13 protein-coding genes are annotated in these 23,089 nt (G+C 73.0%); 3 read left to right on the forward strand and 10 right to left on the reverse strand.

The window, feature by feature from the left end; genetic code table 11:
* Window positions 1-25 precede the first annotated feature (25 nt).
* The 5 genes from nudC to AB0E85_RS31400 form a co-directional block, all read right to left on the reverse strand.
* Window positions 26-970 (reverse strand): NAD(+) diphosphatase, encoded by a 945-nt coding sequence (nudC, locus tag AB0E85_RS31380; RefSeq protein ID WP_361934264.1) that lies wholly within the window; start codon window positions 968-970, stop codon window positions 26-28.
* 155 nt (window positions 971-1,125) lie between these two features.
* Entirely contained in the window at window positions 1,126-2,529 is a 1,404-nt protein-coding gene (locus tag AB0E85_RS31385) for a dipeptidase (protein WP_361934267.1), read from the reverse strand.
* A gap of 10 nt (window positions 2,530-2,539) precedes the next feature.
* Entirely contained in the window at window positions 2,540-6,133 is a 3,594-nt protein-coding gene (locus AB0E85_RS31390) for a UvrD-helicase domain-containing protein (RefSeq protein WP_361934270.1), read from the reverse strand.
* A gap of 90 nt (window positions 6,134-6,223) precedes the next feature.
* Complete coding sequence (locus tag AB0E85_RS31395; RefSeq protein ID WP_361934273.1) at window positions 6,224-9,553, reverse strand: ATP-dependent DNA helicase; 3,330 nt, start codon at window positions 9,551-9,553, stop codon at window positions 6,224-6,226.
* Window positions 9,554-9,810: 257 nt separating this feature from the next.
* Window positions 9,811-10,200, reverse strand: a complete 390-nt coding sequence (locus AB0E85_RS31400) for an MGMT family protein (protein ID WP_361934276.1) — start codon at window positions 10,198-10,200, stop codon at window positions 9,811-9,813.
* Between the two features lie 186 nt (window positions 10,201-10,386).
* Here AB0E85_RS31400 and AB0E85_RS31405 point away from each other — a divergent pair, with 186 nt between their 5' ends.
* The 3 genes from AB0E85_RS31405 (at window position 10,387) to AB0E85_RS31415 (ending at window position 16,393) form a co-directional block, all read left to right on the forward strand.
* Entirely contained in the window at window positions 10,387-13,113 is a 2,727-nt protein-coding gene (locus tag AB0E85_RS31405) for a lysylphosphatidylglycerol synthase transmembrane domain-containing protein (RefSeq protein ID WP_361934279.1), read from the forward strand.
* Between the two features lie 132 nt (window positions 13,114-13,245).
* Window positions 13,246-14,790, forward strand: coding sequence for an alpha/beta hydrolase (locus AB0E85_RS31410; protein ID WP_361934282.1), 1,545 nt, complete (start codon window positions 13,246-13,248; stop codon window positions 14,788-14,790).
* Window positions 14,791-14,923: 133 nt separating this feature from the next.
* Window positions 14,924-16,393, forward strand: a complete 1,470-nt coding sequence (locus AB0E85_RS31415) for an alpha/beta hydrolase (protein ID WP_361934285.1) — start codon at window positions 14,924-14,926, stop codon at window positions 16,391-16,393.
* Between the two features lie 71 nt (window positions 16,394-16,464).
* Here AB0E85_RS31415 and moeZ read toward each other — a convergent pair whose 3' ends face one another.
* From moeZ to AB0E85_RS31440, 5 genes are all read right to left on the reverse strand, one after another.
* Window positions 16,465-17,643, reverse strand: a complete 1,179-nt coding sequence (moeZ, locus tag AB0E85_RS31420; protein ID WP_161363870.1) for an adenylyltransferase/sulfurtransferase MoeZ — start codon at window positions 17,641-17,643, stop codon at window positions 16,465-16,467.
* A gap of 63 nt (window positions 17,644-17,706) precedes the next feature.
* Window positions 17,707-18,456 carry a spherulation-specific family 4 protein gene (locus AB0E85_RS31425; RefSeq protein WP_361934289.1) on the reverse strand — a complete coding sequence of 250 codons (750 nt, stop codon included), beginning with the start codon at window positions 18,454-18,456 and terminating at the stop codon, window positions 17,707-17,709.
* On the reverse strand, window positions 18,444-19,403 hold the full coding sequence (locus AB0E85_RS31430) for an NAD-dependent epimerase/dehydratase family protein (protein ID WP_361934292.1): 960 nt from the start codon (window positions 19,401-19,403) through the stop codon (window positions 18,444-18,446). The genes AB0E85_RS31425 and AB0E85_RS31430 overlap by 13 nt, the downstream gene beginning before the upstream one ends.
* Before the next feature lie 135 nt (window positions 19,404-19,538).
* Window positions 19,539-20,696: a hypothetical protein gene (locus AB0E85_RS31435; RefSeq protein ID WP_361934301.1), complete on the reverse strand. Its 1,158-nt coding sequence runs from the start codon at window positions 20,694-20,696 to the stop codon at window positions 19,539-19,541.
* Between the two features lie 479 nt (window positions 20,697-21,175).
* Complete coding sequence (locus AB0E85_RS31440) at window positions 21,176-22,948, reverse strand: DUF3492 domain-containing protein (protein WP_361934295.1); 1,773 nt, start codon at window positions 22,946-22,948, stop codon at window positions 21,176-21,178.
* Window positions 22,949-23,089: the final 141 nt, after the last annotated feature.

Consider the following 23,089-nt stretch of genomic DNA (forward strand, 5'->3'; position numbering starts at 1 on the left):
GCCGGCGACAGCCGCGCCGAGAAGGTCAGACGACGCTTCGCGTGGGGAGCGGCTTGCCGTACCAGAGCTCGATCAGGCGGGCCGCGATCGAGATGCCGTAGGGCGGGAGCACCTCGCCGGACTCGAAGGCGGCGCGCAGCTCGTCACGGGAGAACCAGCGGGCCTCGTGGATCTCGTCGCCGTCGACCTCGATCTCGGTGGAGGTGGCGCGGGCCATGAAGCCCAGCATGAGGCTGGACGGGAAGGGCCAGGGCTGGCTGGCGACGTACTCGACCTGGCCGACGCTGATGCCGACCTCCTCGTGGACCTCCCGGCGCACCGACTGCTCGATCGACTCGCCGGGCTCGACGAAGCCGGCCAGCGTCGAGAAGCGGCCCTCGGGCCAGTGGACCTGGCGGCCGAGCAGGACGCGGTCGTCCTCGTCGGTCACTGCCATGATCACGGCGGGGTCCGTGCGCGGGTAGTGTTCCGCGCCGCAGGCCTGGCAGCGGCGGATGTGTCCGGCGGCGGCGATGACGGTGCGCTCGCCGCAGCGCGAGCAGAAGCGGTGGGTGCGCTGCCAGTTCTCCAGGCCCACCGCGTGCACCATCAGGCCCACGTCGCGAGCCGACAGCAGGGCGCCCGCCTCGCGCAGGCCCGCCGGGCGCGCGGACTGGTCCATGCGCCCGGGCAGGGAGTCCTTCTGGAGGGCGAAGTAGCTGACGCCGTCCTCGTCGATGCCGAGGAAGTAGCGGTGTGCCTCGGTGAGGGGGGCCTCGAAGGAGGGGGTCATGACGAGTTCGGTGTGCCCGTCCGCCGTCTCGTCGATGAGGACCTGTCCGCCGGAGACCACGAAGCAGCGCGTCGTGGGGTGGCTCCACGCCGCCGCGAGCCAGGCCTCGTCGAGCCGGTGGTGGGCGGCACGGTCGATGCCGCTCGGGGCGGTGAGCGAGATGGGACGGTCGGCGTTGTGGTCGGTCCAGGTGGTCACGGGTGCTTCCAACTCCCCGGTGGAACGGTCGGGTTCGGCGGGCGGTTCAGGGGGACGTACGGCGGGAGGCGACCGGGTCCGGTGGGCTCGGGCGGTGCGGGGCGGCGCTTCCAGTGTGCCCCGCGCGCGTGCCCGGTCCGGACGGGGCGGGACGCTCAGGGCGCATGGCGCCAGTTCTCGGCGAGGTCACCCCACAGGTACGCGGCGGTCTCGACTCCTTTGAGGAGCAGGTCGAGTTCGACTTTCTCGTTCGGCGCGTGCCAGCCGTCCGAGGGGACGGAGATGCCCAGGAACAGCACCGGGGCGCCGAGGACGTCCTGGAGGTCCGCCGCCGGTCCGGAGCCGCCCTCGCGCGTGAAGCGGACCGGCTTGTCGAAGGCCCGGCCCATGGCGCGGGTGACCGACCGGAGGGCCGGGTGGTCCAGCGGCGTCAGACACGGGCGCGTGGCCCCGCTGAACGTGATGTCGCAGCGGATCCCCGGCGGCACCTGCCGCTCGGCCCAGGCGCGGACGGCCTTCTCCACCTGCCCGGGATCCTGGCCCGCCACCAGACGGAAGGACAGCTTCACCAGGGCGTTGGAGGGGATGATCGTCTTGCTGCCGGGGCCCTGGTAGCCGCCGCCGATGCCGTTGACCTCCGCGGTGGGGCGGGCCCAGATCCGCTCCAGGGTGGTGTACCCGGCCTCGCCCTCGGTGGCGTAGGACTTGGCCGTGCGCAGCCACTGCTGTTCGTCGAAGGGCAGCTCGGCGAGGAGTTCGCGCTCGCGGTCGGTGAGTCCGACCACGCCGTCGTAGAAGCCCGGGACCGCCACGCGCCCGTGCTCGTCGTGCAGGGCGGCGACGAGGCGGGCGGCGGCCGTGGCCGGGTTGGGCACGGCGCCGCCGAAGGAGCCGGAGTGGATGTCCTGGTCGGGGCCGTGCAGGCGTATCTCGCACTCGGCGAGGCCGCGCATGCCGGTGCACACCGTGGGGGTGTCCTCGGACCACATGCCGGTGTCGGAGACGATCACGGCGTCGGCGGCGAGCCGCTCGGCGTGCTGCTCGACCAGGGCACGGAAGTGCGGCGAGCCGGACTCCTCCTCGCCCTCGACGATCAGCTTGAGGTGCACTGCCGGGGTGCTGCGGCCGGTGGCGGCGAGGTGGGCGCGGACGCCGAGGGTGTGGAAGAACACCTGGCCCTTGTCGTCGGCCGCCCCGCGCGCGTAGAGCCGGTTCCCGCGCACGACCGGCTCGAAGGGCTCGCTGTCCCAGCCGTCCTCCCGGGCGGCGGGCTGCACGTCATGGTGGCCGTAGACCAGCACGGTGGGTGCCTGCGGGTCCTCACAGGGCCACTCGGCGAAGACGGCGGGCGCGCCGGGGGTCTGCCAGACCTCGGCCGTCGGGAAGCCGGTCTCCTTGAGCTTGGCTGCGAGCCAGTCGGCGCTGCGTCGTACGTCGGGCGCATGGTCCGGCTGGGCGGACACCGACGGGATGCGCAGCCACTCGGCGAGGTCGTCGAGGAAGGCGGCGCGGTGCCGCTGGATGTACGTACGGACGACGCTGTCCGGGGTCTGGCTCATGGTCACGAGCCTATCGGCCCGCACGGACGTCCTCGGAGTGCGGTTCCTCACCGGCCTCCCCTTCCGACGGCTCGTCCAGGAGCAGCCGCTCCAGGGCGGCCCGGCCGGGCAGGTCCCGCGGACGTACGACCTCGCCGCTGCGCACGTACAGGAACGCGGCCGTGACCGACTCCGCGGGCACGCCCTGCTGCTCGGCCCAGGCCAGCCGATAGACGGCGAGCTGGAGCGGGTCGGCGGTACGGGAACGGCTGGTCTTCCAGTCGACGATCTCGTACGTCGCGTCCTCCCCGTCTCCCTCCTTGTAGACGGCGTCGATGCGGCCCCGGACGATCCGGCCGCCGATCGCGAGCTGGAAGGGGGCCTCCACCCGGTGGGGCGTGCGGCGTGCGTACTCGGTGCGCTCGAAGGCCTCCTTGAGCCCCTCCAGGTCCTGCTCGTCGGCGATCTCGGCGTCGTTGCCGGGCAGTTCCTCCGGCTCCAGCATGGGCAGCGTGAGCTCCTCGAAGCGGGCCTCGACCCAGGCGTGGAAGCGGGTTCCGCGGCGCGCGGCGGGCTGGGGTGGGCGCGGCATGGGGCGGGCCAGCTCCTGGGCGAAGCCGTCCGGGTCGGCTGCCAGGTGCATCAGCTGGGAGGCCGTGAGCGAGGCCGGCAGGGGCACCTCGGTGATGCTGTCGCGGGCGCGCAGGAGTTCTCCGGTGAGGGCGTCGAGGTCGCGGTCCCAGGAGGCCACGGTGCGGGCCTCCTCCGGGGTGAGGTGCGGATGTGCCCGGCCGCGGGAGCCGGGATGCCCGGGGGGCCCGGGGCGAGGGCGCGTGGCCCGGGGCTCCGGCGGGGCCGCCTGATGCGGGACGGTGGGGTGGGCCACGGGCGGCGCGTCCCCGTCCGCCGGGTCCTCGCCGGAGACCTTTTCGAAGGGCTCCTCCTCGAAGGGGACGTCGTTGAACGGTGCCTCGCCGAAGGGAGCCTCGGCGTACGGGTCCGGTTCGCCGTACGGGTCCGGTTCGCCGTACGGGGGTTCGTCGTCCTCGGGCGGCGTGGGCCACTCGGGGTCGTCGAGGGTGTCCGGGTCGTGCGTGGTCGCGGGGTGCCCGTCCTCGGGGGACGCGAGGTTCTCCAGGTGGGCCAGGACGGTCTCGGCTGCCGCGCGGCGGCGTGCCAGGGCTGCCACGTCCAGGGGCAGGGGCCATACCTGGTCGGCCGTCGCCCGGTGCAGGGCCGGGTTCTCCTCGTCGTCGTCGGGTTCGTCCGCCCAGGCCTCGATCTCGCCGTACCCGGCCTCGCAGTGCTCGTAGAGGAACTGGAGGAACGCGGACGGCCCGCGGCGCTTCTTCTGGGTGGGCCCCCACCAGTGGCCGGAGCCCAGGAGGAGGGAGCGGGGGCGGGTGAAGGTGACGTAGCCGAGGCGGAGTTCCTCGGTGTGCTGGTGGTCCTTCATGGCCTCGTGGAAGGCCTTCAGGCCCTTGGCGTCCCAGGACGTCACGTCGGGCAGGGTGTCGGCGTCGCCGCGCAACCCGTGCGGCAGGACTTTGCCCTGCGAGGTCCACTTCTCGCGGCCCTGGCTGCTGGGGAAGGTGCCGGTGACCAGGTCGGGGACGACCACGACGTCCCACTCCAGGCCCTTGGACTTGTGGGCGGTGAGCACCTTGACGGTGTTCTCGCCGCCCGGAAGGGCGTTGTCGAGCCCCTTCTCGTACTGGGCTGCGGTGCGCAGGAAGCCGAGGAAGGCGAGCAGGGTCGCCTCGTTGTCGCCGGCGGCGAAGGAGGCGGCGACGTCCAGGAAGTTGGACAGGGTCTCGCGGCGGCGGGCGGCCAGGGCGTGCGGGGAGGCCGACAGCTCGACCTCCAGACCGGTGACGGCGAGGACGCGGTGCAGGACGTCCATCAGCGGGTCGGCCAGGGAGCGGCGCAGCTCGCGCAGCTCGGTGGCCAGCCTGGCGAAGCGCACGCGCGCGTCGGGCGAGAACGGCAGTCCGTCGTCGTCACCGCGGCCGTCCAGCGGTGTCTCCAGGAAGGTGTCCAGGGCGTCCGCGAGGGAGATCACCTCGGACGGATCCACCCCCTCGACAGCCTCGGCGAGACGGCGGTCCGGGTCGTCGTCGTCCGCCACGCGCGCGTGGCGGACGAGAAGCCGGGCGCGCCGCCCCAGGAGGGCGAGGTCGCGCGGCCCGATGCGCCAGCGGGGGCCGGTGAGCAGGCGTACCAGGGAGGCGTTGGCACCCGGGTCCTGGAGGACCTCGCAGACGGCGACGAGGTCGGCGATCTCGGGCAGGTGCAGCAGCCCGGACAGGCCGACGACCTCGACGGGTACGTCACGCGCGACCAGGGCGCCCTGGATCTCGGCGAAGTCGGTCGCGGTGCGGCACAGGACGGCGATCTCTCCGGGTGCCGTGCCGGTTCGGACGAGGTGGGCGACGGAATCGGCGGCCCAGTCGATCTCCTCGGCGTGGGTGCGCAGCAGGGCGCAGCGGACCATGCCGTCGCGTTCGGCGCCGGGGGCCGGGCGGAGTGCCTCCACGCCCGCGTGCAGGGCGCGCAGGGGCTCCGCGAGGCCGTTGGCGAGGTCGAGGAGGCGGCCGCCGCTGCGGCGGTTCTCGCTGAGGGCCTGGCGGGTCGCGGGGCGGCCGTCGGCGTGGGCGAAGTGCTCGGGGAAGTCGTCGAGGTTGGCGACGGAGGCGCCGCGCCAGCCGTAGATCGCCTGGCAGGGGTCGCCGACGGCGGTGACGGGATGGCCGGTGCCCTCGCCGAACAGGCCTGCCAAGAGGACGCGTTGGGCGACCGAGGTGTCCTGGTACTCGTCGAGCAGGACCACCCGGAACTCGTCGCGCAGGACACGGCCCACCTCGGGGATGCCGGCGAGCCGGGCCGACAGGGCGATCTGGTCGCCGAAGTCGAGCAGGTCCCGCTCGCGCTTGGCGGCCCGGTAGCGGGTGACCAGCTCGGCGAGTTCGCGTCGGGCGGCGGCCGCGTCGGGAACCTTGCGCAGGTCGGCGTTGCTGAGCTTGGCGCCCCGCAGGGTCAGCAGCAGTTCGGCGTCGTACGCGCGCAGTGCCTCCGGGCGTACGAGGTGCTCGGCGAGTTCGGCATCGAGGGCGAGGAGGTCGCCGACGAGGTCCGGGAAGGAACGGGTCAGGGCCGGGTAGGGTCCCGGGGCCTCGCGCAGGACGCGCGCGGCGAGCTGGAAGCGGGTGGCGTCGGCGAGCAGTCGGGAGGTTGGCTCCAGACCGAGGCGCAGGCCGTGGTCGGTCAGGAGGCGGCCCGCGAAGGCGTGGTACGTGGAGATCACCGGCTCGCCCGGCGGGTTGTCCGGGTCGATGGCGTCCGGGTCGGTGACGCCGGCCCGGACGAGCGCCTTGCGGACGCGCTCGGCGAGTTCGGCGGCGGCCTTGTTGGTGAAGGTGAGGCCGAGCACCTGCTCGGGTGCGACCTGGCCGGTGCCGACCAGCCACACCACGCGGGCCGCCATCACCGTCGTCTTGCCCGAGCCGGCTCCGGCGACGATCACCTGCGGGGCGGGCGGCGCGGTGATGCAGGCCGTCTGCTCCGGGGTGAACGGGATGCCGAGGAGCTCCTTGAGCTGTTCGGGATCGGTGATTCGGGCGGGCACATCGAAAGGCTAGCGGCGGCCACTGACAGTGGTGACCGAACGGGCCGCCGGGGCGGAGGAAGCGCAGGTCAGCACAGGTGGTGCGATAGCTCACTCGACGACGTGACGCCCCTCCTGACGGGCGCTGCACGAGGCCCGGAACGCGCAGTGCGTGCAGTGCTGCCCGGCAGTCGGGGTGAACCGCTCGTCCAGGACCTTGCCGGCGGCGGTGGCGAGCAGATCGCCGACCCACTCCCCCTCCAGCGGCTCCTGGGCCTGCACCTTGGGCAGGGTCTCGCCGCCGTCGCGTTTGGCTGCTCCCTGCCGGAGGTGGACGAGTTCGGCGCCGCCAGGCTCGGGACGCACGCCGTCGAAGACCTCGTCGACGGCGCCCTCGCGGACGGCCAGCTGGTAGACGGCCAGCTGCGGGTGACGCTCCACTTCCTTGGAACCGGGCGCCTGCTTGCCGGTCTTGAAGTCGACCACGTAGGCGCGGCCGTCGCCGTCGGTCTCGACCCGGTCCATCTGGCCGCGGATGCGCACCCGGTAGTCGCCCGCTTCGAGGGTGACGTCGAAGTCGTGCTCGCTGGCCACCGGGGTGCGCCAGGTGCGGTTCATGACGTGCCACTGAAGGAACCGTTCGAGCGCCACGCGCGCGTTGTCCTTCTCCTGGGCCGACTTCCACGGCGCGTCGAAGGCCAGCGCGTTCCACACGGAGTCGAGGCGTTCCATGAGGACCCCGAGGTCGGCCGGGGTGCGCCCGGAGGCGACCTCGTCGGCCAGGACGTGCACGACGTTGCCGAAGCCCTGGGCGGTCGTGGCGGGTGCGTCGGCCTTCACCTCGCGGCCCAGGAACCATTGCAGGGCGCAGGTGTTGGCGAGCTGGTCGAGGGCGCTTCCGGAGAGCACGACCGGCTGGTCGCGGTCGCGCAGCGGCACCTTGGACTCGGTGGGCTCGAACATGCCCCACCAGCGGTAGGGGTGCGCGGACGGCACCAGGGGGCGGCCGTCCTCGTCGGCGAGGGCGGCGAGGCGTGCCAGGCGACGGGCGGCGGCCTCCCGGAGGGCGTCGGAGACGCGCGGGTCGACCGTGGTGGCCCGGAGTTCGGCGACGAGCGCGGCTACGGACAGCGGGCGGCGGGGGCGTCCGGTGACGTCCTTGGGTTCGACACCCAGTTCGGTCAGGAAGCGGGAGGGCTGGTCGCCGTCGTCCGCGGGGGCCTTGACCGCGGTGACGACGAGACGCTCGCTCGCGCGCGTGGCGGCCACGTAGAACAGGCGGCGCTCCTCGGCGAGCAGCGCGCCTGGGGTGAGGGGTTCGGCGAGTCCGTCGCGGCCGATGCGGTCGGCCTCCAGGAGTGAGCCGCGCCGGCGCAGGTCCGGCCACAGGCCCTCCTGGACCCCTGCCACGACCACGAGGCGCCACTGGAGGCCCTTGGAGCGGTGCGCGGTCATCAGGCGGACGGCGTCGGGGCGTACGGTGCGCCGGGCGAGGGTGTCGGCGGCGATGTCCTCGGCGTCGATCTCCTCAAGGAAGTTCAGGGTGCCCCGGCCGCCGGTGCGTTCCTCGGCGCGGGCCGCGGTGGCGAACAGGGCGCAGACGGCGTCCAGATCGCGGTCCGCGTTGCGCCCGGCGGCGCCGCCCCGGCGGGCGGCCCGCTCCAGTCGAGTGGGCCAGGGGGTGCCCTCCCAGAGGTCCCACAGCGCCTCCTCGGCCGTGCCGCCGCCGGCCAGGCGCTCGCGGGCCCTGCGCAGCAGGGCGCCCAGACGCTGGGCCCCGCGCGCGTACGCCGGGTCGTGCACGGCCAGCCGCTCCGGCTCGGCGAGTGCCTGTGCGAGCAGCACGTCGGAGGGCGGCGGCAGCGGGTTGCCGGCGGCCCGTTCCTCGTCGCGCAGGGCGCGGCCGAGGCGGCGCAGGTCGGCCGCGTCCATGCTCGCGAGGGGTGAGGTCAGGAGAGTGAGGGCGGTCTCGGTACCGAGCCAGGAGGCGGTCGGCTCCGCCTCTGGGGCATCGTCGGCCGCCGTGTTCCTGTCGGCAGTCCCGGCCGCCTCCGCCAGGGCCACCGCCCGCAACGCCGTCAGCAGCGGCGCCACCGCCGGCTCGTGGCGCAGCGGCACGTCGTCACCGTCGCCGTCGACGGGGACTCCCGCCGCCGTGAGGGCACGGCGGACCATGGGGATGGTGCGGGAGCCGGCGCGCACCAGGACGGCCATGTCCCGCCACGGGACGCCCTCCTCCAGATGGGCCCGGCGGAGGATGTCGGCGATGTTGTCCAGCTCCGTCCCGGACGTCGGGTACGTGTACGCCTCGACGCGGCCCCCGTCCCGTACGGGAGCGAGTTCGCGGTGGGCGCGCACCTTCTCGGCGGGCAGCCGGGTCAGCGGCATGCGCTGGGTGAGCAGCCGAGTGGCGGCCAGCAGACCGGCGCCGGAGCGGCGGGACGTGCGCAGCACGGTGACGGGGGCCGGGCGGCCGTCCGCGCGGGGGAAGGCGTGCGGGAAGTCCAGGATGCCGTTCACGTCGGCGCCGCGGAACGCATAGATCGACTGGTCGGGATCGCCGAAGGCCACGAGCGTGCGGCCACCGCCGGCAAGGGCGTCCAGCAGTCGTACCTGAGCGGGATCCGTGTCCTGGTACTCGTCGACGTAGACGGCGTCGTACCGGGCGGCGAGCCACGCCGCGACCTCGGGGCGGCGGGCGAGGAGGACCGCGCGGTGGACGAGTTCCGCGTAGTCGATCACGCCGTGGAGGTCGAGCACGTCGAGGTACTCGGCGAGGAAGGCGGCCGCGGCGCGCCAGTCGGGCCGTCCCGTGCGGCGGGCGAAGGCGTCCAGGGCGTCGGGGCCGAGGCCCAGTTCACGGCTGCGGGCGAGGACCGCGCGGACCTCGTCGGCGAAACCACGGGTGGTCAGGCAGGCGCGCAGCTCGTCGGGCCAGCGCACGTGTGCGAGTCCGAGCCGTTCCAGATCCAGCTGGCCCGCGAGCAGCTCGCGCACCGACACGTCCTGCTCGGGGCCGGACAGCAGCCGCAGCGGCTCCACGAACAGGGCGCTGTCCTGGTGGGCGCGGACCAGGGCGTAGCAGAACGAGTGGAAGGTGGTCGCCTGGGGAGCGCGGGCGGCCCCGGCCCGCCGGGCCATGCGGTCGCGCAGCTCGACCGCCGCCCGGCGGCTGAAGGTGAGGACCAGGACGCGCTCGGGGTCCCCGCCCCGGGCCACTCTCTCGGCCACGGACTCGACGAGGGTGGTGGTCTTGCCGGTGCCCGGACCTGCGAGGACGAGGAGCGGACCCGCCGTGTGGTCAACCACGGAGCGCTGCGAGGCGTCCAGATGAGGGGGGTCCATGCGGGCAGGAGGGGTACGTACCAGTCGGTAAGCGCCACGGTTCCCCCGGCGCACCCGGGGGTGCGACAGGCCGCTGGTGGAGGAAGAGGAGCTCACGTGGTTCGCCGGTTCTGGTGGAAGTGCTGGTTGGCGGGCCACCGCGCGTGGCGGGCGGTGACCGCGGGGTGACGGGGGCACGCGCAGCCGACGCAACGCCGACGAGTGAGGCGGAAGCAGGGCTTCCCCTTCTTCCCACCGGCCACTCACGGCACTCGTGCCCCTCCACTCACGAACGTACGTCATGCCGTCGGTGTGCCCCGATTCCCCCGTACGGATCACGGGTCACACAGGAGGCCGTCCGATGGCGGAAGCTGTCAGGTGTGACCCTCCGCGCGATCACCGCCGTCCCACCGCGCCCGTCTCATGTCGATGCGCGGCAGGTGGCCCTCGGCGGCGCGGCTCGCCTCCTTCAAGGGCGTGCCCTCCGCCCGGTAGTGTCCGAGCGCCCGTTGCTCGTGCCCCGGCAGCAGGACGCCGTCCGCGCGGACGACCCGCCACCACGGGGCGGCTCCCCCGTAGAGCGCCATCACCCGGCCGACCTGCCGCGGACCACCCTGCTCCAGCCATTCGGCGACGTCCCCGTAGGTCATGACGCGACCCGGCGGGATCAGTTCGGCGACGTCGAGGACCCGCTCGGCGTACTCGGGCAGCGCATGCGCGGGCTCGTCCTCGTACCGGCCCCCCTCAGGGCTGTGCTCACTCATCCGCCCCATCCTGCCCCACCCCACCGACAACGGGCCGGGCGTGCTCCGGAGCGTTCTGCTCGCCCGGCGGGGGCGCGTCGGGCAGACTGTCCGCCCCCGCATGTGCACCCTGATTGCCCCGTGTGCCGGTGCGGCATGCCACCATCGTGCGGGCGGTGACCGGTGATACGAGACCAAGAAGAGACGATGAAGCAGCAGGGTGCGCACCCCGAGGACACGGAAGGCACCTCTGACGCTTCGTCGCGCCCGGGCACGCGGGACGACGGCCCGAAGGGGGCCACGAAGAAGAACCGCGCGGCCGCCGAGGAGCCCGACTTCGCACACATCGACGAGGTGGAGGGCGACGAACCGCTGCTCCCCGCGCGCGTACACCGCCCTTCCGACTTGATGCGCCTGCTGGTGGGCGTGCTCGCCGTCGCGATCCTGATCGGGATCGCCGCGTTCGCGCACGGCACCACCTCGGGCCTCGAACAGGACATCAACAAGGGCACCGGTCAGGCGCCCGACCTGCTCATCAAGATCGCGGGGCTGGCCTCCAGCATCGCGATCCTGCTGGTGCCGGTCGCCTTCGCCATCGAGCGGCTGATCAAACGGGACGGACTGCGCATCGCCGACGGTGTGCTCGCGGCGGTCCTCGCGCATGGTGTGACCCTCGCCACGGACCTGTGGGTCGCCCGGGCCGCCCCCGACTCGATCCAGGAGGCGCTCACCCAGCCCTCTCCCGGTGACATCCACGCACTGACCGATCCCGTGCACGGCTATCTGGCCCCGGTCATCGCCTACATGACGGCCGTCGGCATGTCGCGCAGACCGCGATGGCGCGCGGTGCTGTGGGTCGTCCTGCTCCTCGACGCCTTCTCGATGCTCGTCACCGGGTACACGACCCCGTTCTCGATCATCCTGACCGTGCTGATCGGCTGGACCGTGGCCTACGGCACGCTGTACGCGGTCGGCTCGCCGAACGTCCGGCCCACCGGGCAGACGCTGATGGCCGGCCTGCGGACCGTCGGCTTCCGCCCGGTCAGCGCCTCCCGCGAGGACACCTCGGACAACCCGGACACCGGGGACCGAGGCCGGCGCTACTTCGTCACGCTGGAGGACGGCCCGCCCCTGGACGTGACGGTGGTCGACCGGGAGCAGCAGGCACAGGGCTTCTTCTACCGCGCCTGGCGCAACCTCACCCTGCGCGGTTTCGCCACCCGCAGCAGCCTCCAGTCGCTGCGGCAGGCCCTGGAGCAGGAGGCCCTGCTGGCGTACGCGGCGATCGCGGCCGGCGCCAACGCGCCCAAGCTGATCGCCACCTCCGAGCTCGGCCCCGACGCGGTGATGCTCGTCTACGAGCACAGCGGTGGGCGCACCCTCGACTCGCTGTCGGACGAGGAGATCACCGACGACCTGCTGCGCGACACCTGGCACCAGGTGAAGGCCCTTCAGTCGCGGCGCATCGCGCATCGCAGGCTGGTGGGAGACGCGATTCTGGTGGATCGTTCCGGCACGGTGATCCTCACCGACCTGCGCGTCGGCGAGATCGCGGCCGGTGACCTGCTGCTGCGCATGGACACCTCCCAGCTGCTGGTGACGCTCGGCCTCCGGGTGGGCGCCGAACGGGCGGTCGCCTCGGCGGTGGGCGTCCTCGGCCCGGACGCGGTGGCGGACTGCCTGCCGATGCTCCAGCCCATCGCCCTCAGCCGCTCCACGCGCGCGACGCTGCGCAGACTGGCCCGGGAGCGGGCACAGCGTGAGCGCGACGCGGTCCTGGAGGCGTCCCGGCAGGCCAAGCAGGCCCGTATGGAGGGGGATACGGACTCCGCGCCCGTCCTGGAGAAGCCCGACAAGAAGGCCGTACGGGCGGAGCAGCGGGCCGAGAAGCGGGCGATCGACGAGGCTGTGGAAGAGGCACGCGAGGAGGATCTGCTCACGCAGATCCGGCACGCGGTACTGCGGATCAGGCCACAGGCACCCGTCGAGCCGGCCCGGCTGGAGCGGGTGCGGCCACGCACGCTGATCAGTTTCATGGCCGGCGCGATCGGCGCGTACTTCCTGCTGACGCAGCTCACGCACATCGAGTTCGGGCCGCTCATCGCGAACGCCGAGTGGGGCTGGGTCGCCGCGGCCGTGCTGTTCTCGATGTGCAGCTACGTGGCGGCGGCGATGGCGTTGCTGGGATTCGTGCCCGAGAGGGTGCCGTTCGTGCGCACCGTGGCGGCGCAGGTCGCCGGATCGTTCGTGAAGATCGTCGCCCCGGCGGCGGTGGGCGGAGTCGCCCTGAACACGCGCTTCCTCCAGCGCGCGGGCGTGCGGCCGGGGCTCGCGGTGGCGAGTGTCGGCGCGTCGCAGCTGTTCGGGCTCGGCTGCCACATCCTGATGCTGCTGTCCTTCGGCTATCTGACCGGAACCGAGAAGACGCCGTCGCTCTCGCCGTCCCGCACGGTCATCGCGGGTCTGCTGACGGTCGCGGTGCTCGTGCTCGTGGTGACGTCGGTGCCGTTCCTGCGCAAGTTCGTGTCCACGCGCGTGCGGTCCCTGTTCGCAGGCGTCGTGCCGCGCATGCTGGACGTGCTTCAGCGGCCGCAGAAGCTGGTCACCGGCATCGGCGGCATGCTGCTGCTGACCGCCTGTTTCGTGATGTGCCTGGACGCCTCGATCCGCGCGTTCGGCGACGAGTCCACGTCGATCAGCCTCGCCAGCGTCGCCGTCGTCTTCCTGGCGGGCAACGCCCTGGGATCGGCGGCGCCGACTCCGGGCGGTGTGGGCGCGGTCGAGGCGACCCTGACGGTCGGTCTGATCGCCGTCGGGCTCCCGAAGGAGGTCGCGGCACCGGCGGTCCTGCTGTTCCGTCTGCTGACGCTGTGGCTGCCCGTGCTGCCGGGCTGGCTGGCGTTCAACCACCTCACGCGCAAGCAGGCCCTCTGACCCGACCGGGCCCGAAGCGGACCGGTCAGCCCCTGCGGCGGGCCCTGCGGCCTCACCGGACCCGCTCGCCCCTCTTACCTCGTACGGCACGCGTCCCGCGCGCCCCGTCCGGTACCGCCGCAGGATGGAACCATGCCGTCCCTCCTCCGGCCGCGGGCCGCCGTCCTGACCGTCTCCGCCCTGCTGCTGTCCACCGTGCTGGCGGGCTGCGGCGACGACGCCCAGGGCGAGGACGTGGCGCGGCAGGAACTGACCTGGAAGGCCTGCCCGGCCCCGGACGAGGCCCAGGGCGGAGGCGCCCCGCCCTCTCCCCTGCCGGACGACGGCGAGTGGCAGTGCGCCACGATGAAGGCGCCGCTCGACTGGGGCGACCCGGAGGGCGACACGATCGGCCTCGAACTGATCCGGGTCAGGACCACCGGCGCCGCGAACGAGCGCATCGGCTCGCTCATCTTCAACTTCGGCGGCCCCGGCGGCTCGGGCGTCACCTCGCTGCCTGCCTTCGCGGAAGGCTACGCAACCTTGCGCACCCGCTACGACCTGGTCAGCTTCGACCCCCGCGGGGTCGGCCGCAGCGACCCCGTGATCTGCGAGAACGACCAGCAGCTCGACGCGTACTTCCAGCAGGACGGCACCCCCGACGACGCCGCCGAACGCACCCGGCTCCTGGAGAGCACCACGCAGTTCAACGACGCGTGTGAGGAGAACTCGGAGAAGATCCTGCCGCACGTGCGCACCACCGACGCGGCCCGCGACCTGGATCTGATGCGACAAGTCCTGGGCGACGACAAGCTGCACTACTTCGGCATCTCCTACGGCACCGAACTGGGTGGCGTCTACGCCCACCTGTTCCCCCAGCGGGTCGGCCGCGCCGTGTTCGACGCCGTCGTCGACCCCACGCTGAACCCGGAACAGGGGTCGCTGGGGCAGGCCAAGGGGTTCCAGCTCGCACTCGACAACTTCGCCGAGGACTGCGTGTCGAAGACCGAGGAGTGCCCGATCGGCGACAGCGCTCAGGACGTGAAGGACCGCATCGCCGGACTGCTGGACGACCTCGACCGCAAGCCGATCGAGGGCATCTTCCCGCGCCAGCTGACCCAGACCGCTGCGACCAGCGGCATCCTGCAGGCCCTGTACTCGAAGGACCTCTGGGAGTTCCTCACCGACGGCCTGGAGGAGGCCTACGACGGCAACGGCAGCACCCTGATGCTGCTCTCCGACTCGATGAACGGACGCAGCGAGAACGGCGAGTACGACAACTCGACCGCCGCCTTCACCGCCATCAGCTGCGCCGACGCCAAACCTCGCTACGACGCCGCCTACGTCGAGCGGCGGCTGCCGGAGTTCCGGGCCGCCTCACCTCTGTTCGGCGACTCCCTGGCCTGGGGCATGATCGGCTGCACCGACTGGGCCGTGGCGGGCGCCGCCGACCACCCGGACGTGAGCGCTCCGGGCGCGGCGCCCATTCTGGTCGTCGGCAACACGGGTGACCCGGCGACGCCGTACGAGGGCGCCCGGGCGATGGTGAACGCGCTGGGCAAGGGCGTCGGGGTGGAGCTGACCTACCGGGGTCAGGGGCACGGCGCGTACGACAGCAAGAACAAGTGCGTGCAGGGCGCGGTGAACGGCTATCTGCTGGACGGGAAGGTGCCACCGGCGGGAACCGTTTGCACCTGACACTCCAGCGAGCCGAATACTCGCAGGTCAGAGAGTTATCCACAGGCTGAAACGGCCGACGCGGGGATCTGCCTACCATGGCCTGACCGCCATCCGCGGCACAGAGCGGACGGCCTGCGAGGGGGGATGGGCAATGACGCGCTTCGTTCGATGGACGGCACTGGCGGCCTCCTCGGCCCTGCTGGCCGCCGGCTGCGGCGCCGGTTCGTCCGACGACGACAGGAGTGGGCTCTCCTGGGGCCGTTGCAAGGCCACCGCCGAAGGCCCCGCACCGAGCAGCGACTGGCAGTGCGCGACGCTGAAGGTGCCGCTGGACTGGTCCGAGCCGGACGGCGAGACGATCGGCTTGGGGCTGATCCGCGCCAAGGCTCGCGGTGGCGACCGTGTCGGGTCGCTGCTGTTCAACTTCGGTGGCCCGGGCGCCTCGGGGGTGTCCATGATGCCGTCGTACGCCCCGACCGTCTCCTCGCTCCGCGAGCGCTACGACCTGGTGAGCTGGGACCCGCGTGGTGTGGGCGCCAGCGAGGGCGTGCGGTGCCGGGGTGACAAGGAGATCCAGGCGGCCGAGTCGGTCGACGTCTCCCCCGACACCCCGGCCGAGGAGAAGGCGTACTTCGAGGACGCCGCCGACTTCGGCCAGGGCTGCCGGAAGGAGGCCGGGAAGCTGATGGCGCACGTCTCGACCGCCGACTCGGCCCGCGACATGGACCGCATCCGGGAAGTCCTCGGCGACTCCAGGCTGAACTACTTCGGCATCTCCTACGGCACCGAACTGGGCGGCACCTACGCCCATCTCTTCCCGAAGAAGGTGGGCCGCATGACGCTGGACGCGGTGGTCGACCCGGGCGCCGACACCGTGGGCCACGCGGAGAACCAGGCCAGGGGCTTCCAGCGCGCACTGAACGGCTACCTCACGTCCACGGGCCAGGACCCAGAGGAGGGCACGCGCAAGATCGCGGACCTCCTGCGGCGGATCGACGCCCGGCCCCTGGCGGCGGGTACGCCCGGGCGGAAGCTGACTCAGACCCTCGCGGTCACGGGCATCATCCTTCCGCTGTACAGCAAGGACAGCTGGCCGACGCTGACCAGCGCCCTCGACGCGGCCGAGCGGGGCGACGGCTCGGAGCTGCTGGCCCTCGCCGACCGCTACAACGAACGTGATCCGTCCGGGCGCTACGGCACGACGACCCACGCCCAACGGGTCATATCGTGCCTGGACGACCGGCAGCGGCCGACGATGGCCGAGACGAAGCGGCTGCTGCCCCGGTTCGAGAAGATCTCCCCGGTCTTCGGGACGTTCCTCGGCTGGGACACGGCCGGCTGGTGCCACGACTGGCCGGTGCCAGGGCAGCACGACACCCCGGAAGTGAGCGCCCCCGGTGCGGCACCGGTCCTGGTGGTCGGCAACACCGGCGACCCGGCCACCCCGTACGAGGGCGCGCGGCGGATGGCCGACGAACTGGGCAAGGGCGTCGGAGTGATGCTCACCTGGCGGGGCGAGGGGCATGGCGCCTACGGCAGTGGCAGCGACTGTGTCGACTCCACGGTGAACGCGTACCTGGTGGACGGAGCGGTGCCGAAGGACGGCAAGGTCTGCTCATGACGACGGCGGGGGCTCCACGCACCCGTGGCGCGTGGAGCCCCCGCCGCTCGGAGAGGGAGGACCGGTGCGGCTCAGTACACCGGCTTGGACGGCTCGATCTGGTTGACCCAGCCGATCACGCCGCCGCCGACGTGCACCGCGTCCGAGAAGCCCGCGGACTTGAGGACCGCGAGGACTTCCGCACTGCGGACACCCGTCTTGCAATGCAGGACGATCTTCTTGTCCTGCGGGAGGCTCTCCAGGGCGGTGCCCATGAGGAACTCGTTCTTCGGGATGAGCCGGGCGCCCGGGATGGCGACGATCTCGTACTCGTTCGGCTCGCGGACATCGATGATGTCGATGCTCTCGCCGTCGTCGATCCACTCCTTGAGCTGCTTGGGAGTGATCGTGGAGTCGGCGGCCGCCGCCTGGGCCTCCTCGGAGACGACGCCGCAGAAGGCCTCGTAGTCGATGAGCTCGGTGACGGTCGGGTTCTCGCCGCAGACCGCGCAGTTCGGGTCCTTGCGGACCTTGACCTGGCGGTACTGCATCTCCAGGGCGTCGTAGATCATCAGTCGGCCGACCAGCGGGTCGCCGATGCCGGCGAGGAGCTTGATGGCCTCGTTGACCTGGATGGAGCCGATGGACGCGCACAGCACGCCCAGGACGCCGCCCTCGGCGCAGGAGGGGACCATGCCGGGGGGCGGGGGCTCCGGGTACAGGCAGCGGTAGCAGGGGCCGTGCTCGGACCAGAAGACGGACGCCTGCCCGTCGAAGCGGTAGATCGAGCCCCAGACGTACGGCTTGTTCAGCAGCACGCAGGCGTCGTTGACCAGGTAGCGGGTCGCGAAGTTGTCCGTGCCGTCGACGATCAGGTCGTACTGGCTGAAGATCTCCATCACGTTGTCGGCCTCGAGCCGCTCCTCGTGAAGGATCACGTTCACGTACGGGTTGATGCCCTTGACGCTGTCTCGCGCGGACTCGGCCTTGGGGCGGCCGATGTCGGCCTGGCTGTGGATGATCTGGCGCTGCAGGTTCGACTCGTCGACCTCGTCGAACTCCACGATGCCGAGGGTGCCGACGCCCGCGGCGGCCAGGTACATCAGCGCCGGCGAGCCCAGGCCGCCGGCGCCCACACACAGCACCTTGGCGTTCTTCAGCCGCTTCTGCCCGTCCATCCCGACGTCGGGGATGATCAGGTGGCGGGAGTACCTGCGGACCTCGTCTACGGTGAGCTCGGAAGCCGGCTCGACCAGGGGTGGCAGCGACACGGGGACTCCGTTGGTCGGTCAATCACTACGGTTGTTCTCCCCGTAACAGTGCCATGCCCTTTTTCATTCCGAGACACCTGTTCCGACACGCGAGACGAATTCGTCCCAGTAGCCGGGCATGGCCTCCCAGGGGTCGGCATCCCCGCCGCCGTCTGTGTGGTCCGTGATCCAGACCGTCGCGGCGCCCTGCCGGCGGGCGATGCACAGCGCCTCGGTCAGATGGGGGCGGGGCACGCCGTGGACGAAGTGGCAGAAGCGCTCGGGCGAATGGTCGGCGGTCCACTCGGCCACCTGCGACCAGCGGTAGTCGCTCCAGGGTCCGGAGAAGGTGACCAGCTGGTCGGCGAGCTCGACGTAGCCGGGGTGCGGGTGGATGCCGTGACCGAGGACGATGTGGGCAGCGTCACGGATCACGCGGAGCGTGGCGACGGTGCGGCGGACCTCGGGCAGTCCGGCGTGGTCCGCCGGGCAGCGCTCCAGGAGGAAGCCGTCGACCTGGTACCAGTCGACGAACCGGTGGGCGTCCGAGATCAGCTCGCCGAAGTTGCGGGTGCCGTACCGGGTGTCGAGGTGGCCGAGGACGCGGATGCCCGCGTTGCGCAGTCGGCCCGCCGCCTCCAGGCAGTGCGGGTCGGGGCGGGCACCGGGGCCGTCGGACACGTTGAGGACCACCCAGTGCAGCGGCGTGCCGGGGCGGGTCAGCTCACCCCACTCGGTGGGGGCGAGGAGGGGGTGCGCGAACCCCGGGACGCCGACGCCGGGGCGGAGTTCCGTGCCCGAGGTGTGGCGCCGGGACCTGGTCAGATGCGGCATGCCGCCTCCATCCAGATGTCGGCGAGGGACTCCTCCAGGCCGATCCGGGGCCGCCATCCGAGCCGGTCGCGAGCGGTGCGGACATCGGCCTGCTGCCAGCTGCCGCAGCCGTCGGGGTACGGGTACGTGACCGGGGGCGCGTGGTCCGGGTCGGGGCGGGGGTGGCCGATGGCCGAACGCAGAGCGCCCGGCGGACCGTCGAGTTCGTGGAGGGCGCCGCCGTATCCGGCGACCCGGGCGAGGACCGCGGCGGCGTCGCGCAGGCGCACCGCGCGGCCGGAGCCGATGTTGATGACGCCCTGCGCGGCGGAGAGCGAGGCGGCGTGGACGGCACGGGCCACATCGCGGACATCGACGAAGTCGCGCTGCGCGCCGAGGCCGCCGAGTTTCAGCTCGCCGTCGCCCGACTGCATGGCGCGGCGCATGGCCTCGGCGAGACGGCCCAGCGGGGAACCGGCGGGGGTGCCGGGTCCGGCCGGTGAGAAGACACGCAGGACGACGGCGTCCAGACCGGAGCCGAGGACCAGCTCGGTTGCGGCGAGTTTGCTGACCCCGTACGGACCGCCGGGCCGGGGCACGGCGTCCTCGGCGGTGGAGGAGCCGGGCTGGCTCGGTCCGTACTCAGCGCTGCAACCGATCTGTACCAGTCGGGCGCCGCAGCCGCTGCGGCGCAGGGCCTCGCAGACGGTGGCCACGGCGACGGTGTTGTGGCGGGTGAGTTCGCGGGCCCCGCCGCGGGTGGCGCCGGCACAGTTGACGACGACACCGGGGTGGACCGCGTCGAGGAAGCGGGTGAGGGCGCCGGGACTGCCGGAGGCGAGGTCGAAGCGGACGTCGGCGTCGTCACCGCGGCCGAGGGCGGTGAGTTGCACGGCCGGGTCGGCGAGCAGACGGTCGGCGACGAAGCGTCCGATGTAGCCGTTGGCTCCGATCAGCAGGACTCTCATCGCGCGGCTCCCCATGTCGCCGGGGCTCCTGGGTGGGTGATCATGCGGTTTCTCCTCGGGGCGGAAAAGAAGGGAGCGGAAAGGAAGGGACGGGGCGGGTACCGCCGGCGGCGGCGGAGCCGGAGTCCGGGGCGGTCACGGCGCGGGCTCCGGCGGTGCGTGGGCCGAGGCCCGGGTCAGCTTGCGGGTCGCGTGGACCAAGAGGGTCAGCGCCGCCGCTCCGCAGGCGAGCACGGGGACGCTCCCGGTGCCCCAGGTGGTGACGAAGGTTTCGACGGGGGTGGCGACGAAGCCGAGACCGGGGAGGCGGGAGGCGAAGACCGTGGCGAGTGCGGCCCCCTCGACCGTGGCCGCCGCGGTGAGGACGACGGCTGGGGCGTAGGTGAAGCCGTGCGTGGTGAGGAGGCGGGCCAGGAACAGGAGGGAGCCCAGGGCCAGGGCCTGCGCGAGGGCCGCGGACTCGTCGAGGACTGCCGCGCAGAGGGCGAGCAGGGCCGCCAGGGCGCCCAGGAACAGGGCGAACGTGCCGAGCAGGAGGGGGCGTACGGCGGCGGCGAAGTCCTCCAGGCCGCGGCTGGCCCCGAGTCGGCGACGGGTACGCACGGTGAAGAGGTGCGCGGTCCAGGCGGCGGGCGCGCAGGCCAGGGCGAGGGCCAGGACCGGGGCGGCGGTGACGGGCCAGGGGCCGGCGGCCGTGCCGGTGGGGAGGGCGTCGGGGCCTCCGGCGAGGGCGCTGTCGAGCAGGCCGTTACCCAGGAGGGAGTAGGCGACGAGCCACACGGTCCAGGGGGCGGTCCTGCCGGAGGCCGCGCCGGGCCGTGGTCCGGGCCGGTCGGTATCGGTCCTGCTGAGGGGGCCTCGGCGCAGGGCCGCGCGGAGTGCCAGGGCCACGGCGAGGGCGCCGGCTGCGGCGACGAGCAGGCGCGACCGCCCATGGGTGAGATGCGCGGCGGTCACGGCGGCGGCGCACAGCGCACCGGGCAGCAGCGTCAGAAGGGCCCAGCCGGCGCGCACCCGGGGCGTGGCGGGTGGGGCGGGCAGGGGGATGTCCCCGTCACGGGAGACGCGCGCGTACATCTCCTCGGCGAGGGAGAAGACGTCCCGGTGGCGGAAGCGGGCGGCGGTCCGGTCGGTGATGCCGTGCGCCTCCAGTCCCGCGGCGATCTCGAGGGGGTCCACCGCGCGCTCGCAGAGTTCCCGGTGACGGTGCATCAGCGCCTTCACCGGGTCGGCAGCGCCCCGACGCGGGGCGGACGCCTTGCGGCCCGCGGCCGACTCCCCCGTTCCGGCCACCTTGGGGCCGGCGGCCGGCTTCCAGCTGTCCGGCACCGTTCGATCGGCGGCCGGCTGCCGGCTTCCGGGCACCTTGGGGTCGGCGGCCGGCTCACCCGTCCCGGGCACGTCGGGGCCGGCGGACGGCTCACCCGTTCCGGGCACGTCGGGGCCGGCGGACGGCTTCCCAGTCCCGGGCACGTTGGGGCCGGACGGCTTCCGGCTGTCCGGCACGGTGCGATCGGCGGCCGGCTGCCGGCTTCCGGGCACCTTGGGGTCGGCGGCCGGCTCACCCGTTCCGGGCACCTTGGGGTCGGCGGCCGGCTCACCCGTTCCGGGCACCTTGGGGTCGGCGGCCGGCTCACGGGCTGTCGGGGCCGTGACGGCCGAGTCCGTCGTGGCCGGGTCCGTGATCGTCGTGGCCGGTTCCTTCTCCGGGCGGAGATCCCGTGCCCCGGGGCCGGCCGGAGTTCCCGGACGGTTCAGTTCGCCCAAGTCGCTCATCGGGCGCCCTCCGGGGCGGGGAGCGGAGTAGTCGCGCGCACGGGCCTGCTCGCAACCCAGCCGGGGCCGCTGCGGGCGGCGAGGTCGGGCGATGCGGCGGTCCAGCGGACGGGTACGTGGGCTTCGGCGGGCACCGCGAACGGCAGCGGCTCTCCCGCTCCGTCGAGGAGGTCCCGGCGGACGGGCGCGCGGGAGACGATCTCCAGGTAAATGCTGTGAAACGCCTCGATGTTCTGCTCGACCGTGAACAGTTCGAGGGCCCGGGCACGAGCTGCGGCTCCCAGGCGCGCACGCCGTTCGGGGTCGCGCAGCAGCGCCACGCACGCCTCGGCGAGCGCCCGCGGATTGCGCGGCGGTACGACGAGGCCCGTGCCTCCGACGACCTCCACGACCGCTCCGACGTCCGTCGACACCGTCGCGCGACCGCAGAGCATGGCCTCCACGAGGCCGACGGGGAAACCCTCGACGACACTGGAGAGGACGGTCACGGCGCCCGAGGCGTAGGCATCGGCGGCGGCCGGGAGTTCGGGGCCGCCGGTCTCCTCGAAGGACACCGGGTTGTCTCCGGCGGCGTGCGGGCCCTCGGCCTCGTCGGGGAAGAGCTGGGCGGCCAGCGTCCTGCAGTGGCCCAGGTAGGCCGCGCCCTCGGGGCCGGCGGGTCCGCCGACGATGCGCAGACGCGTCCCGGGCGACTGCTTGCGGACCTCCGCGAAGGCGTGCAGCAGCGAGACCAGATCCTTGGCGGGCTCGACGCGTCCGACCCAGACGAGCGTGTCGGGGTCCGCGCAGTCCGGGGACTCACCCACCTCGGCGAAGGGACGGGCGTTCATGCCGGGGTAGACCGTGCGGAGCTTCTCGCGATCGGCACCGCAGCGCTCCTGCCAGCGGCGGGCGTGGGCGTTGCCGGCGGTGACGACCTCGGCCTGCCTGTAGGCCTCTGCCGCGAGTCGGCCCTGGAAGGCCGCCAGCAGGGACCGTACGGCGGGCGGGGCGTCCGGGGCGGTGAGGTAATGCGTGCGCAGACGCACGCCGTACTCGGTCACCATCAGGGGCACGCCGGTGAAGTGCCGGGCCAGCAGGCCGGGCAGGGCGGCCGTGCCGCCCGACGCGGCGTGGCAGAGGTCGACCGCACCGAGCCCGTCGTCCTCGTACCAGTCGAGGGAGAGGGGGCGCAGGGCGCGCTCCAGATGTGCGGCGACGGTGAGCAGATCGGGTACGCGCGCCTCACGCGCCGAGCGATGGGCGCCGGGCGCGCGACAGGCGCGCTCCACGGCGCGTACGGCAGCCTCCGACCGGAGGGTTCCCGTCAGTCCGCCCTCCTCGCGGGCGAGTTCGGCTAGCCCGTACAGAGCGTTGGCGAAACGGTCCGCCTCCGAGGTCGGAGAACCTCCGGAGGCACCGGAGGCACCGGAGGCACTGGAGGCACTTCCCAAGATCTCTCCGGCAGCGCCGGAAGCGCCTCCCGACGAAGCCCCTGGCGCTCCGCACAGCACGGCGGCCAGTTCCCCGAAGCACTCGGCGAACCGCCGGCGTGCGCGGCGCCCGAGCGCCACCTCCTCGTCCTCGGCCATCCAGAGCGGTGCGGTGCGCACCCTGCGGACGTTCCGTGGCAGCGGGATCCAGCCCTCGTCCTCCTGGTGCTGGCTGCGGCTGAGCGCGTAGACGTCGAACTCGTGCTGGGCGAGTCCGCGCACCAGCCGGTCGCACCAGAGCCTGGCGTCACCGCTCACATACGGATAGCCAGCTTCCGTAAGCAGTCCGATGCGCACGAGTGCACCCCCGATCTCCCGTATGGGGAGCCGCCGTTGCCCGGCGGCTCGCAGCGGGACGAACGTATGCGGACAAGGCGGTGGTGCGCATCGGACTGCTTACGGAAGCTGGCTATCCGTATGTGAGCGGTGACGCCAGGC

Source organism: Streptomyces sp. NPDC029044 (assembly GCF_040637495.1).
Taxonomy (GTDB): domain Bacteria; phylum Actinomycetota; class Actinomycetes; order Streptomycetales; family Streptomycetaceae; genus Streptomyces.

Coding starts and splice junctions, on each gene's coding strand:
- AB0E85_RS31410 (WP_361934282.1), top strand. CDS start 13,246: ATGCCGTCCCTCCTCCGGCCGCGGGCCGCCGTCCTGACCGTCTCCGCC.
- AB0E85_RS31415 (WP_361934285.1), top strand. CDS start 14,924: ATGACGCGCTTCGTTCGATGGACGGCACTGGCGGCCTCCTCGGCCCTG.
- AB0E85_RS31425 (WP_361934289.1), bottom strand. CDS start 18,456: ATGCCGCATCTGACCAGGTCCCGGCGCCACACCTCGGGCACGGAACTC.
- AB0E85_RS31405 (WP_361934279.1), top strand. CDS start 10,387: ATGAAGCAGCAGGGTGCGCACCCCGAGGACACGGAAGGCACCTCTGAC.
- AB0E85_RS31385 (WP_361934267.1), bottom strand. CDS start 2,529: ATGAGCCAGACCCCGGACAGCGTCGTCCGTACGTACATCCAGCGGCAC.
- AB0E85_RS31400 (WP_361934276.1), bottom strand. CDS start 10,200: ATGAGTGAGCACAGCCCTGAGGGGGGCCGGTACGAGGACGAGCCCGCG.
- AB0E85_RS31430 (WP_361934292.1), bottom strand. CDS start 19,403: ATGAGAGTCCTGCTGATCGGAGCCAACGGCTACATCGGACGCTTCGTC.